The sequence below is a fragment of the Streptomyces sp. NPDC048473 genome (assembly GCF_043200155.1).
Classification (GTDB): Bacteria; Actinomycetota; Actinomycetes; order Streptomycetales; family Streptomycetaceae; genus Streptomyces.
Genome location: NZ_JBICXE010000022.1, coordinates 24,105 through 39,150, shown reverse-complemented (window position 1 = coordinate 39,150; position 15,046 = coordinate 24,105). Strand labels below are relative to the sequence as shown.

General features: G+C 71.8%; 14 protein-coding genes. 4 read left to right on the top strand and 10 right to left on the bottom strand.

Translation table 11 applies throughout. From position 1 onward, the window contains the following. Positions 1–154: 154 nt before the first annotated feature. A complete protein-coding gene (locus ACGFU7_RS29240) occupies positions 155–1,720 on the top strand; it encodes an APC family permease (protein WP_393699620.1) in 1,566 nt (521 codons plus the stop codon). Positions 1,721–1,783: 63 nt separating this feature from the next. Here ACGFU7_RS29240 and ACGFU7_RS29235 read toward each other — a convergent pair whose 3' ends face one another. The 4 genes from ACGFU7_RS29235 to ACGFU7_RS29220 form a co-directional block, all read right to left on the bottom strand. After that, a complete protein-coding gene (locus ACGFU7_RS29235; protein WP_393699618.1) occupies positions 1,784–2,266 on the bottom strand; it encodes a hypothetical protein in 483 nt (160 codons plus the stop codon). Next, positions 2,263–2,703 carry an RNA polymerase sigma factor gene (locus tag ACGFU7_RS29230; RefSeq protein ID WP_393699795.1) on the bottom strand — a complete coding sequence of 147 codons (441 nt, stop codon included), beginning with the start codon at positions 2,701–2,703 and terminating at the stop codon, positions 2,263–2,265. Before ACGFU7_RS29230 ends, ACGFU7_RS29235 begins: the two co-directional genes overlap by 4 nt. A gap of 67 nt (positions 2,704–2,770) precedes the next feature. After that, positions 2,771–3,256 (bottom strand): DUF3995 domain-containing protein, encoded by a 486-nt coding sequence (locus ACGFU7_RS29225; RefSeq protein ID WP_393699616.1) that lies wholly within the window; start codon positions 3,254–3,256, stop codon positions 2,771–2,773. Between the two features lie 127 nt (positions 3,257–3,383). Continuing rightward, positions 3,384–4,115 (bottom strand): siderophore-interacting protein, encoded by a 732-nt coding sequence (locus ACGFU7_RS29220; protein WP_393699614.1) that lies wholly within the window; start codon positions 4,113–4,115, stop codon positions 3,384–3,386. Between the two features lie 99 nt (positions 4,116–4,214). Between ACGFU7_RS29220 and ACGFU7_RS29215 the strand changes: the two genes are divergently transcribed. Beyond that, positions 4,215–6,968 (top strand): GNAT family N-acetyltransferase, encoded by a 2,754-nt coding sequence (locus ACGFU7_RS29215; protein ID WP_393699613.1) that lies wholly within the window; start codon positions 4,215–4,217, stop codon positions 6,966–6,968. Between the two features lie 163 nt (positions 6,969–7,131). On the opposite strand, the gene ACGFU7_RS29210 is transcribed toward ACGFU7_RS29215, so the two are convergent. Together ACGFU7_RS29210 and ACGFU7_RS29205 are read right to left on the bottom strand one after the other, a co-directional pair. Continuing rightward, positions 7,132–7,791: an endonuclease gene (locus tag ACGFU7_RS29210; RefSeq protein WP_393699612.1), complete on the bottom strand. Its 660-nt coding sequence runs from the start codon at positions 7,789–7,791 to the stop codon at positions 7,132–7,134. Next, positions 7,788–8,432 carry a DNA polymerase ligase N-terminal domain-containing protein gene (locus tag ACGFU7_RS29205; protein WP_393699611.1) on the bottom strand — a complete coding sequence of 215 codons (645 nt, stop codon included), beginning with the start codon at positions 8,430–8,432 and terminating at the stop codon, positions 7,788–7,790. Before ACGFU7_RS29205 ends, ACGFU7_RS29210 begins: the two co-directional genes overlap by 4 nt. A 197-nt stretch (positions 8,433–8,629) precedes the next feature. Between ACGFU7_RS29205 and ACGFU7_RS29200 the strand changes: the two genes are divergently transcribed. After that, positions 8,630–9,976, top strand: a complete 1,347-nt coding sequence (locus tag ACGFU7_RS29200; RefSeq protein WP_393699609.1) for an MFS transporter — start codon at positions 8,630–8,632, stop codon at positions 9,974–9,976. A 9-nt stretch (positions 9,977–9,985) separates the two neighbouring features. Here the strand turns inward: ACGFU7_RS29200 and ACGFU7_RS29195 are convergent, their stop codons facing one another. Beyond that, entirely contained in the window at positions 9,986–11,476 is a 1,491-nt protein-coding gene (locus ACGFU7_RS29195) for a CehA/McbA family metallohydrolase (protein ID WP_393699794.1), read from the bottom strand. Between the two features lie 216 nt (positions 11,477–11,692). Here ACGFU7_RS29195 and ACGFU7_RS29190 point away from each other — a divergent pair, with 216 nt between their 5' ends. Further along, positions 11,693–12,538, top strand: coding sequence for an LLM class F420-dependent oxidoreductase (locus tag ACGFU7_RS29190; protein WP_393699608.1), 846 nt, complete (start codon positions 11,693–11,695; stop codon positions 12,536–12,538). Positions 12,539–12,707: 169 nt separating this feature from the next. Here the strand turns inward: ACGFU7_RS29190 and ACGFU7_RS29185 are convergent, their stop codons facing one another. The 3 genes from ACGFU7_RS29185 to ACGFU7_RS29175 form a co-directional block, all read right to left on the bottom strand. Next, positions 12,708–13,493, bottom strand: a complete 786-nt coding sequence (locus ACGFU7_RS29185) for a hypothetical protein (RefSeq protein ID WP_393699607.1) — start codon at positions 13,491–13,493, stop codon at positions 12,708–12,710. A gap of 97 nt (positions 13,494–13,590) precedes the next feature. Beyond that, complete coding sequence (locus ACGFU7_RS29180; protein WP_393699606.1) at positions 13,591–14,238, bottom strand: HAD family hydrolase; 648 nt, start codon at positions 14,236–14,238, stop codon at positions 13,591–13,593. 206 nt (positions 14,239–14,444) lie between these two features. After that, on the bottom strand, positions 14,445–15,020 hold the full coding sequence (locus ACGFU7_RS29175) for a TetR/AcrR family transcriptional regulator (protein ID WP_393699605.1): 576 nt from the start codon (positions 15,018–15,020) through the stop codon (positions 14,445–14,447). Positions 15,021–15,046: the final 26 nt, after the last annotated feature.

The following is a 15,046-nucleotide window of genomic DNA, read 5'->3' as shown; positions in this document are numbered from 1 at the left end:
CTGTGATCGAGCATCGACCTCTCATCGGTAGGTCTCAGCCGCCAATCACCTTCAATTAACTCTCGCGTGTCCGTTCTGTCACCCGCAATTCAAGGGTGAAGTGCCGGAGTCTCAGCCTCCGAATGTGGATATCGCAGGGCCTAACGTCCTCTCCATGACACAGCTGGACGCGCGGCCGCAGGCCGGAGACACGGTACGGGGCACTGCCCCGGCCGACGGCGGTGTACGCGGCAAGGGTCTCGGCGGGAACTCCGTCGGCCTGATGGGCAGCGCCGTCATCGGCATCTCCACCGTCGCCCCCGTCTACTGCCTCACCTCCACCCTCGGCTCCACCGCGGGCGAGGTCGGCGTGCAGATGCCCGCCGTCTTCCTGGCCGGCTTCCTGCCGATGCTGCTCGTCGCATTCGCGTACCGCGAACTCAACAAGGCCATGCCGGACTGCGGCACGTCCTTCACCTGGACGGTGAAGGCATTCGGCCCGCGCGTCGGCTGGATGTGCGGCTGGGGCCTGGTCATCGCGACGATCATCGTCCTGTCGAACCTGGCGGGCGTCGCCACCTCGTACTTCTGGCTCCTCGCGGGTGAGATCACGGGCAGCGGTTCGATCGCGGCCCTGGACGACAGCAAGCCCGTCCACATCCTCACCTGTCTGATCCTGATCGCGATCGCCACGGCGATCAGCTACCGCGGGATGACGGCCACCAAGGGCATCCAGTACGCCTTGGTGGGCCTTCAGCTCGTCGTCCTCGCGCTGTTCGTGGCGATGGCCGTACAGAAGGCGAACAGCGGGGAGTTCGCCTCGTCGCTGGACTTCTCCTGGTCCTGGCTGAACCCGTTCGCGGTGCAGTCGTTCGCGGCATTCACGGCGGGCCTGTCGCTGTCGATCTTCATGTTCTGGGGATGGGACGCCTGCCTGACCGCCAACGAGGAGACCATCGGCAGCGAGAAGACCCCTGGGCGCGCCGCCCTCATCGCGATGGTCGTGCTCGTCGGCTCCTACCTGGCGACCGCTGTCGCCGCCCAGATGGCCGTCGGCTCCGGCGGCTCCGGTCTCGGCCTCGCCGACCCGGACACCTCCGACAACGTCTTCGCCGCACTCGCCGGCCCGGTCATGGGCCCCGGACTCGGCGTCCTGCTCTTCATCGCCGTCCTGGCCTCCGCCGCCGCGAGCCTGCAGACCACCTTCATCCCGGTGGCCCGCACGGTCCTGGCGATGTCCACGTACGAGGCCCTGCCCGCCTCGTACGCCCGCGTCCACCCGCGCTTCAGGACCCCGGGAAGGGCCACCGTCACGGCGGGTGTGGCGACCGGCGTCTTCTACACGGTCATGACCCTGGTCAGCGAGCACGTCCTGGTCGACACGATCTACGCGCTCGGCCTCATGATCTGCTTCTACTACGCGCTGACGGCGTTCGCCTGCGCCTGGTACTTCCGCGCCGACCTGACCCGCTCCGTACGCGACCTGGTCTTCAAGGGTCTCTTCCCGGCCGTCGGCGGCATCCTGCTCACCGCGGTCTTCGGCAAGACCCTCTACGACATGTGGGATCCGGCGTACGGCTCCGGCTCGTCCGTCTTCGGGGTCGGCTCGGTGTTCGTGATCGGTGTCGGGCTGCTGCTGCTCGGTGTGGTGCTGATGCTGGTGATGCAGCGTCGCAGTCCGGCGTTCTTCCGCGGCGAGGTGCTGACGAAGGAGACTCCGGCGCTGGTCGTGGAGGACTGACGGCCGGGGCTTTCGGCCGAGACCCGGACAGCCGGGGCTCCGGGCCGCGGGCCGTGCGTACGGCTACCTGCCCACGCGGGCTGCCAGCCGGCTCAGGACCCGGCGGCCTGCGCGGGACACTCCGACCGGGATCAGGGCCGCACGGCCCGGGAGGCGTACGCCGCCTGTGAAGGCGACCAGGGTGTGGCCGGGGGTGGTGGGGGACGGGGTGGCCGCCATACCGATCAGGACGAAGCGGCTCTGGAGCCAGAGCCAGCCGGGGCGGCGTACGCCGTGGAAGCGGGCGTGCATGCCGTAGCGGCTGCGGGCCACGGCCTCGATGCGGTCGCCGTCCGCGCGGGTGAGCTTCAGACGGCGCATGTCGGGGACGAGTCGGGACAGTTCGCCGTCGATGTCGGCCAGCAGCGGGTGGACGGTGGCGTACGGGGCGGGGATCTCGCGGGTGGTGACGCGGGCGCCGCGGACGCCCGCCGCGAGGGCGTGCAGGCGGCGGACCGGGTCGAGTTCCGGGGTGGTGGGCCACTGCGGGCGGGGGGTTTCGGTCATGACGTCCATGCCTTCCGGAAGGAGTCCCGGGCCCGGTGCAGCCGTGACTTGACGGTGCCCACGCGCAGGCCGAGGAGTGCGGCGGCGGATTGTTCGTCGAGGCCCTCGACATCACGCAGGACGAGGACGGCCCGGTGTTCGGGGGAGAGGCGGGCGAGGACGTCGCCGATGTCGGAAGCCAGCTGCGGGTCGCCGCGCTGGGGAACGGTGGTGAGGTCCGCGGGGACGGAGCGTGCCGTGCGGCGGGCGACGCGGACCGCCTCCCGGCAGGCGATGGCGCGCACCCATCCGTACAGCGCCGCCGGTTCCCTGAGGGAGCGCAGGCTGCGGAAGACGGCGACAAGGGTCTCCTGGACGGCGTCCGGCCCGTCGGCCAGGGCGATGGGGGTGCATATGCGGCCCGCGTACGGGGTGAGGACGTCGAGGAGCTCGTTCATGGCGATCGTGTCGCCGCGCTGGGCCGCGCGCACCAGCCGGAAGGTGCGCTCGTGATCCAGGCCGTGATCATCGGACACGGGTCGGGGCTTCCTCCCCGGCCGCCACCCGGAGTGCGGCGGCCGCGAGTACCAGGCAGACAGGGGTGTAGAGCGCCAGGTTGAGCCAGTGGAACGTGTCGCCCGCCCCGTCGTCCAGTCCGGTGCGCAGCCCGCACGCCCAGGCGATCCCGGCGAGGCCGCGCAGCGCGGTGCCGCAGGCGACGGCCACGGTGCCGGCCTGGAGCAGCCGGCCCGAACGGTGGGTGCGGCCCAGGCGGGCGCGGGCGGTGACCAGGGCCGCGCCGGTGAACAGCAGGGTGGCGAGCGGGAGGACGACGGGCGGGGTGAAGGGTGCGTCGATGCCGAGTACGGCGTACGAGAGGGATGCGGCGTCGTGCGCGGGCCAGGTGGAGCCGGTGGACCAGAGGACGTGCAGCAGTCCGTCGGCGGTGAGGACGGTGGCGACGGCCGCGGCCGCGGTGGTGGCGGCGGGTGTGCGCCGGGTGGGGTTCATGGGTGCTCCTCTGCGGGGCGGATGGTGGTGACGGGTTGCGTCACCCCACAGAGGAGCCGGGTCGCCGATTCGTTCCGACGAGTTGGGGTTCGGGCCGGACCGGAGATCCCGGGAGCCGGAGTCCGGCTCAGCCCGCGCGCCAGTAACCCAGCGCGTTCACCCGTTCCTTGGGGACGGCCAGATCCTTGCGTACGTACGAGGCCAGGGACCTGGTCGTCGCCGTGTCGCAGGCGATCCAGACGTACGCGTCGGACGGGTCGGTCCCCAGTAGCTCCGGTAGCGCGGCCTTCACTTCGGCGACCAGTCCGGTGCCCCCGTCGCTGCGCGGCACCCGGTGCAGGGTGTGGTGGGCCGGGTCCAGGCGGAACGGCAGCTTCTCGTCCGAGGCGTGCGTGGTTTCGAACCAGATGGTGGCCGGGGTCTGGGGAACCGCGTCCAGCAGGGAGTTGATGGCGGGCAGCGAGGCCGGGTCGCCGATCACGAAGAGCCGGGCGGGCGGCGGTTCGGGCAGGGTGAAGCCGGTGCCCTGAAGGGTCGCCTCGATCGTGTCACCCGGCTCGGCCCCGCGGGCCCAGTCGCTCGCGGCGCCGTTGTGCAGGGCGAACTCCAGGCTGAACGTTCCGGCAGCAGGGTCGGGGTCGACCAGCGTGTAGGCGCGCTGGTGCGGTCTGCCGCCCTGTTCGAACCAGATCCTGACCCACATCGTCGGGTGCGCCCCGCCGGTCGCGGCGAGCAGACCGCCGTCGGTGAGGTGCACCCGGTGGAAGTCCTCGGTGACCTGCTCGGCCCCGGTCACGGTGAACGTGAAGTCCCGTCCCCGCATGAGCTTGAGGACAACGCCCTCCCAGCCGTGACCCACAGCTGTCCCTCCCCGTCCTGAAGAATTATTTTAGGTTAGGCTAACCTAAATTTTGGGGGCTTGGGAAGTCGAACGATCTGGCAAGGGGCGGGATGCGGCATGCGTGGAGACGTCTACCGGGACGACTGGGGCATACCCCATGTACGGGCGGGCAGCGCACTCGAACTCGCCCACGCCCAGGGCCGTAACGCCGCCCGGGACCGTGCCTGGCAGATCGAGATCGAACGCCACCGGTTCCAGGGCACCACCGCCGCGTTCCTCGGCGCGGACGCCGTCGACTGGGACCGGTTCGCCCGGCAGGCCCGGCTCGCCGACACCGCGCAACGCTGCTTCGACCGCCTGGAGCGCCTCGCACCGCAGACCGCCGCATGGGTCGTCTCGTACGTCGACGGCGTCAACGAGGGACTGGCCGAAGGGGCGCGCCTGGCCCCGGAGTTCACGGCTGCCGGGGTCGCCCCGGGGCGATGGGAGCCCTGGACCCCGCTGGGCGTCTGGCTCTCCACCCACATCCTGTTCGCGGGCTTCCCCACCAAGCTCTGGCGCGAGGAGGTCGCCCGCCGGCTCGGCGACGGGGCGATCGAACTCTTCGCCACCGACGGCCCCGGCACCGCCGGCTCCAACGGCTGGCTGCTGACCGGCGACCGCACCGACACCGGGGCGCCGATCATCGCGGGCGACCCGCACCGTTTCATCGAGGACCCGGGCGTCTACCAGCAAATCCGGCTCGCCTGCACCGAGTTCGACGTAGTGGGCCTCGCTGTCCCCGGCGTACCCGGCATCGCGCACTTCGGGCACACGGGCGGCGTCGCGTGGGCGATCACCAACGCGATGGCCGACTACCAGGATCTGTACCGGGAGCGGTTGCGGCGTACGGCGACGGGCGGGGTCGAGGCACTGGGCCCCGGGGGCTGGGAGGCGGCCGCCGTCCACATCGAGACGATCGAGGTGGCGGGCGCCGACCCGGTCACGGCCGAGATCATCGAGACCGAGCGCGGGCCGGTGATCATCGGTGGGCCGGACGGTGATGGGGACGGCGGCGCGGAGGGCGACCCGGGCAGCGGTGCGAAGGACACCCCGGACGGCGCCCCGGGCGGTGGCGCGGGTGGCATCAGCCTCCGCTACCCGCCCCGCGTCACCCACGAGCTGGGCTTCGAGGCGCTGCCCGCCCTGCTCCGGGCCCGTACCGTCGCCGATCTCGACGCCGCGCTGGACCACTGGGTGGAGCCGGTCAATGTCGTCCTCGCCGCCGACACCACCGGCGCCACCCTGCATCGGGTCGCCGGGCACGTCCCGCTGCGCCCGCGCGAGAACCGGCTGCGCGTCGTACCGGCCCACGACCCGGCGTACGCCTGGCGCGGCCGCCATGCGCCGATGCCCCGCGCCGAGGTCGACGGTGCGGCCGTGATGGCCAATGCGCGCGGCCTCGCCGCCCCGCTCGGCGTCGAGTTCGCGCCCCCGCACCGGGCGGCACGCATCCGGGAACTGCTCGGCCGGTCCGACAACTGGACGACCAAGGGCATGGCGGACATCCACACCGACACCCGTCTCGCCTCCGCCCGCCCGCTGCTGGAACTGCTGGCCGGGGCGACGGGTCTCAGCCCCGAGGCCGCCCGACTGCGTGACCGACTCCTGTGCTGGGACCGGCACATGGAGGCCGACAGTACGGACGCCACGCTCTACGCCGCCGTGCGCGCGGACGTCGTACACCGGCTGGCCGCCCACCCCGCGCTGGCCGCCCTCACCGGCTCCGCCGACCCGGCCGCCTCTCCCGTGTACCCGGCGATGTTCCGCCCCTGGCTGGCCGCGGTGCCGAGAATCGCGTACGCCCTGGAGACCCTGCTGACGCACGGGCCGCTGCCGCACACCGACCGGCTGGCGGCCGTCGCCGCGGCGGCCGAGGCGGTGGCGGCCCGGTATGCGCAGGACGCCTCGCCGCGGCCCTGGGGCGAGGCGCACCGACTGGCCCCCTGGCAGGCGTTGCCCGGTGCGGACCCCGACGCGGACTGGCCGGGCCTCGCCGGTGACCACGACTGCGTGCTGTCCACCTCCAGCGTTCCCGGCATCACGGACCGGTTCGCCCGCGGCCCCGCCGCCCGCTACGTCTGGGACCTGGCCCGGCGCGAGGACAGCCTGTGGGTGGTCCCGCTCGGGGCGTCCGGGGTCCGGGGCGAGACCCACCACCGTGACCAACTGCCGCTGTGGGTACGGGGCGACCTCGCGCCCGTGGTCATGGACTGGAACAAGCTGCACCGAACAGAAGAGAGAGCCGAGATGACCGCCGACCCCGCCGCGAGCGCGGTGCGCACCCCCGTCCACGAGCAGGAGGCCCCCGGTTTCGGGACCGTCCGCCTGGTCCCCGTGGACCCCGCCGCGGACCTCGACCTGATCCACCGCTGGGTCACCGAGGAGCGCGCCCGCTTCTGGGGCATGGGCGACGCGAGCCGCGAAGAGGTCCTGGAGACCTACGAATTCCTGGACTCGCTCACCACGCACCACGCCTATCTGGCCCTGCGTGACGGTGTCCCGGTCGCCCTCTTCCAGACGTACGAACCGGCCGCCGACCCGCTCGCCGACTGCTACGACGTCCAGCCCGGCGACTTCGGCGTCCACCTCCTGATCGGCCCGGGCGACACCACCGAACGCGGCTTCACGGCCGCCCTGCTCTCGGTGCTCATCGGCTACGTCTTCAGCGACCCGGCGCACCTGCGGATCGTCGTCGAGCCGGACGCCCGCAACGAGAAGGCCGTCGCGCGGATGGTCCGGGCGGGCTTCGAACTCGGCCCGGAGATCGACAAGCCGGAGAAGCGGGCCCGGCTGGCGTTCCTGAGCCGGACGGCTGTCGCGGGGGCGTAGGGGGCGACGGACGAGGGCGGCGGGCCTCCCCGCCCGCAGCGGGTGTCCGGTCCGTGCCGACGGGTTGCCGTCAGGCACGCGCCCCGGTCCGCGGCCCTGGACTGCGCCGCCCGGCCACCCTTAAGCAACGCGCGCTCCGGTCCGTTCCTGCGGGCCGCCCCCCTCAGGCCCGCGCTCCGACATCGTCCACGACGTGCTTGTCCAGCGCGGCGCGCACCAGGGCCGCCGCGAGCACGGCGGGCCCGCGGTCGTCGGCCTGTTCGGCTTGCTCCGCCAGCCGTGCGAGCTTCGCCGGTGACGCGGGCAGCCCCAGCTTCTCGGCGCCCTGGAGCGCCTTCCCGTCCAGGAACGGCGCCGTCTCCGGCCACACGGCCTGCACCTCGCGTACGAAGATGTCCGCACCGGCCGGGCCCATGCCCGGGGTTCGGCGCAGCCCGGACCGCAGGATGCCCAGGTCGCCGTCGGCCTCCTTGCGCAGCCGCCGCAGATCGCCCCCGTACTCGACCAGCAGGAGCTCCGCCCCGGCGCCGAGCTGGGTGGCGGTGCGTTCGTCGTAGCGCCGGTAGCCGCCCTCGCCCAGCGCATCGACGCGCTGCTGCCATGTCGCCCCGATCATCCGGTCCGGGGACCGCATGCCGTGGGCGAACAGCGCGCGTGCCGCCGCCACCGCCACGGACGCCCGGATGCGGGCACTCAACAGATCGCTGAGCACGAGGAGTTGGTACAGGGGCTGTGGTGTGTTCCGCAGCCTGACGCCGGCCTCGGCGGCGTAGGTGGTGCCGTAGCGGCTGAGGAGGACCTCCACGGTTCGGCGGGCGGTCACGAGGGCCCGCCCCCTTCCTCGGCGGCGACCTGCTGCAGGGTGCGCCCCGTACGGGCCGAGCGTGCCCGGTAGGGGTCCGGTGCGTCCGGCCCGTCATGGGTGGCGCGCCCGTCCTTGGCCTTGATCAGCAGCCATATCTCCTCGCCCGGGGCGTCGCTCCCGCTGCCGCCCTTGAAGCGGGTGAGGGCGAACTCGCCGTGCAGCTTGGTGCCGTCGAGCCAGAAGGTCGCGTGCCCGTTCTCCAGGGACTGCTCGAACGGCACGGGTGCGCCCCAACGGTCGTGGCTGAGCGGCCGGTAGGTGCCCTGGTCCCAGACGATCACCGTGCCGCCGCCGTACTCGCCCTTCGCGATGACGCCCTCGAACGTGCGGTACTCCAGCGGGTGGTCCTCCGTGGGGACGGCCAGCCGCCTCTCGCGCGGGTTCTCCGAAGGTCCGCGCGGCACCGCCCATGACTTCAGTACGCCGCCGACCTCCAGCCGGAAGTCGAAGTGCATCCGTCGCGCCTGGTGGATCTGTACGACGAAGCAGGGCGCCGCACCCGTCCGTCCGCCGTCGCCGCGCGGCTCCGAGGTCGTGTCGAAGTGCCGTCTGCTGCGGTAGTCCCGGAGCCGGTCGTCGTTTTCGCCGGTCACATCCATCCGGATACCTCCTCCGGCAGGCCCGCCCGGTGTCCCCCTTCCACTGTGACGCTCCCGGCCGCGAAGCGCACAGGGACGGAGCGCGTCGGCACATGCTGCCAGTATGTCGACATCAAGTATCTTGACATCGAGACGAATTCCCCGGCAGGCTTCACCCTTGATCCATTGATGTCGAGACATGTCGGAGGGGGCGTGCGATGCGGCGCGGCAAGGGCGGCAGGGAACCGGAAATTCCGAAGGGCGGCCAGCAGGGTCTGCTGGCCCAGCTGCGCAATCCGCCGGGCGGCCGCAATGCGCGGATCATGCTGCTCGCCCTGGCCGTGGACCGGACCGGCTCGGGGCTGTGGGCCGCGTCCTCGGTCCTGTATCTCACCTTTGTGACGCATCTGAGTGCCCAACAGATCGGTGTGCTGCTGGGCGTGGCCGGAGTCGCGGGCATCGCGGGCTCACCGCTGGCCGGACGTCTGGCCGGCCGCTTCCCGGTGCGCCCGCTGCTGATCGGCTGCCACCTGCTCCGCCTGGTGACGCTCGCCCTGGTGCTGGTGTGCAGCGGCTTCGACGCGCTGCTGCCCGTCGTCGCCGTCACGTACCTGGGCGACAGGGCGGCGAAGACGCTGGAGATGCTGTTCGCCACCCGGTCGGCGGGCGAGCGGCGCGCGGCCTACCAGGCACTGTCCCGCAGTGCGGCCAACGCGGGCTACGCCCTCGGCGCGGGGATCGCGGCCATCGGCCTGGCCGTGGGTACCAGTGGCGCCTACCGGGCCCTGATCCTGGGCAACGCGCTGTCCTTCGTCGTCGCCGCGGCGCTGGTGTGGCGTACGAGCGAAGCGCGGGAGAAGACCGTCGAGGTGGCCGGGGCGCCAGCCGCCGGAGCCGCGGCCGCAACCGGGAAGCAGCCACCCGTCCGCCGGGCCAACCCGTGGCGGGACCGCGGCTATCTCACGTTCGTGCTGCTGGACATCCCGATGAACCTCGACGACTCGATCCTCAACGTCGGTCTGCCGCTGTGGCTGGTGAACCGCACCTCGGCGCCGCACGCACTCGTCCCGGCCTTCCTGATCATCAACACCGTGATGGTCGTGGTGCTGCAGATCAGCGTGTCGGCACGGGCCGAGGGGCCGCGCCGGGCCACCCGGGCGGTGCTGCTGTACGGGGCCATGATGTTCGTGTGCTGCGCGTTCCTGGCAGCGGCCACCCGGGGCGGGACCTGGGTGGCCACGGCCGTCCTGCTCGCCGCGGCGCTGGTGGTCACCCTGGCGGAGCTGATGCGTTCGGTGAGCTCCTGGGAGCTGGCGGTCCTCCTCGCACCCCAGGACGCCCGCGCCGAGTACCTGGGGGTGGCCGGGATGTCCCAGTCCATCCAGAAGTCCGCCGGGCCGCCACTGCTGACCGGTGCCGTGATGGCCGCCGGACCGGCGGGGTGGCTGGTGCTGGGCGCGGTGGTCGGGGGCCTCTCGGTCGTCCAACGACGGGCCTGTACGCGACGGCTCCGCACTCTCGCGCCGCCTGCCCCGAAGAGGACCACCCCCGCGCCGGTCTCCTAGGGGCTGCCCCTAACCCTCCAGGAACACCGGATTGGTGAGCGCCGCCAGTGCCCCCGGCAGCCCCGGCACTGTCGCCGGGTGCCGGACCTCGGCCCGCACATAGGCGGCGTAGACCGGCGTCGTGCGCCACTCCACCACCCCCGTCCCCGACTCCGGCAGCGTGGCCGTGAACAGCGTGCCCTGGTCGGTGACGAAGTGCGCGGTGCAGCCGGGTGCTCCGGTCACCTCCAGCCGTACGGTGACCGGGGTGTCGTCCCCGTCCACCCGCAGCCGTTCACCGATCCCCGCGTGCAGGCCGCGCCCGCCCGAGGCCCCGAAGGACAGGGTGACGGCGGACGACTCGGCGATGTAGGAGTGCCCGGCCCGGATTCCGGCCGTGATCGCCTCGCGCGACAGCTCGCCGGCGAGGACGACGGTCTGCGGCAGCCCCACCTTGTCCGGCTCCCGGTGCGCGTCGCTGCTGCCCATCGCCGGAACCCACGGCTTCGACGTACGGACGGCCGCCACGAGGGAGTTGTCCCACTCGGCGAGGGCGATTTCGTCCTCCGGGGTGTACGCCCCGTTCCACACCTCCACCGCGTCCGCCTCGCTGAAGCCGAACTTCCAGTGGCAGCCGATGCAGGTGGCGTGCGGATGAGCGGGCACGACCAGACCACCGGCCCGGCGCACGGCCTTCGCGTAGTGCCCGAACCGGTTGTCGCGGGCCCGGTAGCGCCAGTCGACGAACGTCCCCGGGTCGGTGGCGAGCGCGATCACATGCCCGTTGCGGGTGGTGACCTCCTCGCCCGTGAGGACGAGCAGATCGTCACCCCACAGCCCGCCCCACGCGCTGTGCGCGGAGTACGTGTTGTGCTCACTGCTGTTGATGAAGTCGAGCCCGGCCGCGCGAGCGGCGGCGGCGATCTCGGCCGGGGTGCGCTTGCCGTCCGAGTGGACGGAGTGGAGATGACAGTCCCCGCGGTACCAGGAGCGCCCGCGCCCCTTCGCCCGCTCCGGCGGGTACACGGGCTTCGGCGTGGACCCGGTGGGTCCGAAGCGCAGGGTGATCGTCACCTCGTACGGAAGCCCTTCCGGGGCGACGGTGTACGGCCCGAGGGCGATGTTCCAGGTCCCGGCCCGCACCGGCCCCGCGATGTAGCCGGGCGTCGCCTCGTCCGCCCGGATGAAGAAGCTGCTGCGCGCCCCGCCCGACCACCCCCGGAACCCGCGCCCGCCCAGCTCCGTGCCGCGCTCGTCGAAGATGCCGATGTCGAGGGCGTTGCCCTGGGTCCCGGCCGGGACGGGCGGCTTCTCGTACGTGTACGAGACGGCGATCTCCCGTACCCCGCGCGGTACTTCGACCGGCAGATACACATAGTCGGGCGACCCCATCGGCAGAGTGCCGCGCACGGTCCTGGTCCGGTCCGGGGCGTCGTCCCCGGTCGCGGCGTCGGCGAAGCTCACAGTGCCCAACGTTAGAGCGGTGGCGGCCGTACCGACGAGAAGGCCGCGCCTGGCCATCGGGCGGCCGTGGGCGGATTGCGATGCGGACATACGAGTGGCTCCCCGGGGTGTCGTGGCTGGCGAGGGGTGACGTACCCGACCCTGGCCGGGAGCCATGAACTCCGGGGAAACGGCGGGAGGCACGACCGGGGTCCGGACTCCCGGACACTCGGCTTTCCGCACCGCACGGCATACGTTGGGGCTCTCACCGGATCACGACGGAGGTGTCCTCATATGCGGATCGCCACAACGATCTTCCTCACCGATGAGACGATCACGCCGCTGCGGCTCGCCCGCGAGCTCGAACAGCGCGGGTTCGCCGGGCTCTATCTGCCCGAGCACACCCACATCCCGGTGAGCAGGGACACCCCCTATCCGGCGGGCGGCGAACTCCCGCCCGAATACGGCCGCACCCTCGACCCCTTCGTCGCCCTCGCCCAGGCCGCCGCCGTCACCGAACGCCTCACCCTCGGTACCGGCATCACGCTCGTCGCCCAGCACGACCCGATCGACCTGGCGAAGCAGATCGCCACCCTCGACCATCTCTCCGGCGGCCGGTTCACGCTGGGCCTCGGCTACGGCTGGAACGTCGAGGAAGCCGCGGACCACGGCGTGAACTGGTCGACGCGCCGGGAGCTCGTCCGCGACCGCATGGCCCTGATGCGCGCCCTGTGGTCGGACGAACCTACGGCGTACGACGGCGAGTTCGGCTCGGTCCGGGCCAGCCACGCATATCCGAAGCCGGTCCAGAATCCCCGCGGCCCGGTGAACGGCCCCCGCACCCTGATCGGCGGCGCGGCAGGCCCGAAGCTGTTCGCGCACATCGCGCAGTACGCCGACGGCTGGCTCCCGATCGGCGGCCGCGGCCTGACGGAGTCCGTACCGAAGCTCCGCGAGGCATGGGAGTCGGCCGGCCGCGACCCGAAGCAGCTCCAGGTGGTCCCCTACGCGGTGCTTCCGAGCCCGGGGAAGCTGGCGCACTACGCGGAACTGGGCATCGAGGAGATTGTCCTCCAGCTGCCTCCGGCGGGAGAGGCGGAGGTACTGCGGGCGCTGGACGCGTACGCGGAGTACCTGTGACCGTGTCCGGGGTGGTGCGGCACAGCCGGCGCGGGCCGCTCGGGCCGGCCCGCTCGTGGCCCGGGCGGCCCGGCCGGACGGCCGCCCGCGAGCGATTCCTCGGACGGCAGCGGCCGGTGCGCGAGGAACGGTGACCCGTCGGCGGGCTGTTCTCCGGCCCGCCGCGAGATCACTTCACCGTGACGGCGTCGCCGGTGGAGACGACCTTCATGGTCGTGGTCGTACCGAGGAACGCCCAGCGCCAGCTGCCCGAAGCGGTGGCTTTCACCGTCGCGCGGAGGTGCCCCTTGCTGTCCGTGGTCGCCGTCTTCACGGTGCTGTACGCGCCGCCGGGCTTCTTGTACTGCAGCTTCACCACCTGCTTGGTGAACGCGTGGTACTTGAGGTCCGTCCAGTTGGCCCGCGACAGTTTTCCGGTGACGGTCAGCGTGCCCCCCTTCCTGACCGGCTCGGGCGTGGCGTCCGTGGTCAGGGTCGCGGCGCGCTTCACCTTGAACAGGGCGATGCGGTCGGAGATCCAGTAGTCGCGGTCATTCGCCTGGACCGTGGCGTTGACCTGCCAGTTCCCCGCGACCGCGTTGGCGTCCCAGCCCTCGTTGCCACTTCCGTACGAGTCGATCCACGTAGGATCGATCTCCATCGTCGCCGTGCACACGGACGTCGTCGTACTGACCTTCCTGCACGTCGTGCCGAGGTGGTCGACCGGCCCGAGACCATTGGTCGTGTTGTACGCGGACACGTCGGCGACCCCCTTCACCCCCGAGTTGTCCTTGATCGTCATGGTGATCGGGAACCGCTTGACGTTCTTGACCCCGACGATCACGTTGCTGCCACCGTTCACGACGGTCTTGGTGACCCGGATGTCACCCCGCCCCTCCGCGTGAGCGGCCGGCGCCACCACGATCCCGGTGGCCACCGCCGCCACCACCGAGGCCGCAGCCATTCTTCTGCGCATGTCCCACCCCTGTTCTCCCCGCCTTGTGGCAGGGGGAGAACAGGGTAGCGACCACCCCGACCCGCCTTACGCGTAATGAACCCGAGGCGGCCGGCCGTCAGATCTGCGACAAGAGCGTCGGCAGTTTGCGCATGTCGTCGAAGACCACCGTGTCCGGGCCCTCCAGCCAGTGCGCCGGGGTCAGCCCGCCCGCGTAGCCGAGTGACCGCATGCCGGCCGAACGGGCTGCCTGCACGCCGTACTTGCTGTCCTCGACGACGACGCAGGCCGACGGCTCCACCCCCATCTGCCGGGCCGCGTGGAGGAAGAGGTCGGGGGCGGGCTTGCCGTGGGCGACCTCCGAGGCGCTGAAGATGCGGCCCTCGAAGTGCGGGTGGAGGCCGGTGTGGCCGAGGGTGTGGCGCATCTTCTCGTGGCTGCCGCTCGATGCCACACAGGTGGGGAGCACGAGGGCGGCCAGCGCCTCGTGGATGCCGTCGACCGCGACGAGTTCGGAGTCCACGGCGGCACGGTGGAGGTCCTCGAAGCGCTGCTGCCAGACGGCGGACTTGCCGGGCAGGTGGGCCTCGATCAACGCACCGATGGACTTGTTCGACCGGCCCACGAACTTTTCGATGACCTCTTCCGCAGCCAGCGGCCACCCCAGTTCGGCGCCCACTTCGACCTGGATGCGCACGGCGATGCGTTCGCTGTCGACGAGTACGCCGTCGCAGTCGAATATGACGAGTTCAGGAGGAGTGGTCATCCGGCCAGGATAAAGAAACACCTGCACTTCAATGGAGGCGGGAAGAGCCTGGCGGCGCGGGCAGGGATGGCGCTCGGCATCGTCCGCATCGGGCACGAGTGCCGTGTGAGCGGGCGTCATGAGTCCCGATGCGGACACCCCCACTCGATCTGCGCCCGGACGTGGTGATCCGGAGAACAAGGGACGAGCCGGGCCGGGAGCGGACCCTAGTGGGGGACGAAGCGGTCGACCAGGAGCGCGAGGCGGTCGGGGACTCGGTCGGCGGGCAGGCGTCCGGCGCGGGTGAGGGTGACCAGACCGTGCAGCGCGGCCCAGAACGTCTCGACGAACAAGCCCGGTTCATCGGGGTGTGCGTGGTCGACGAGCGGGTCCAGCAGGGCCTGGAACGCCTCGCGCAGTGGAGCGGGCGTGGCGTCGTCGGCGAAGGGGAGGCCGTTGTCGAGGCTGAACATCGCGTCGTACAGGGCGTGGTTGCGCGCGGCGAAGTCGGTGTAGGCGCGGGCCAGTGCGGCCACCGCCTCCCGGTCGGCGGGCCCCTCCGGCACCGCGGCGCGCAGCGCGGTCGTCAGCTCGGCGAACCCCTCCAGCGCGACCGCTGCCACGATCTCGTTCTTGCCCCGGAAGTGGCTGTAGAGCACGGGCTGGCTGTACTCGATCCGCTCGGCGAGCCGGCGCGTGGTGACGGCGTCCCAGCCGTGGGCCTCGGCGAGTTCGCGGGCCGTGGAGACGATCAGCCTGTGGCGGTTGGCCCGCTCGCGTTCCTTGCGTTCGTGTACTGACATGACTCGATGCTAGCACCGCTAGACAA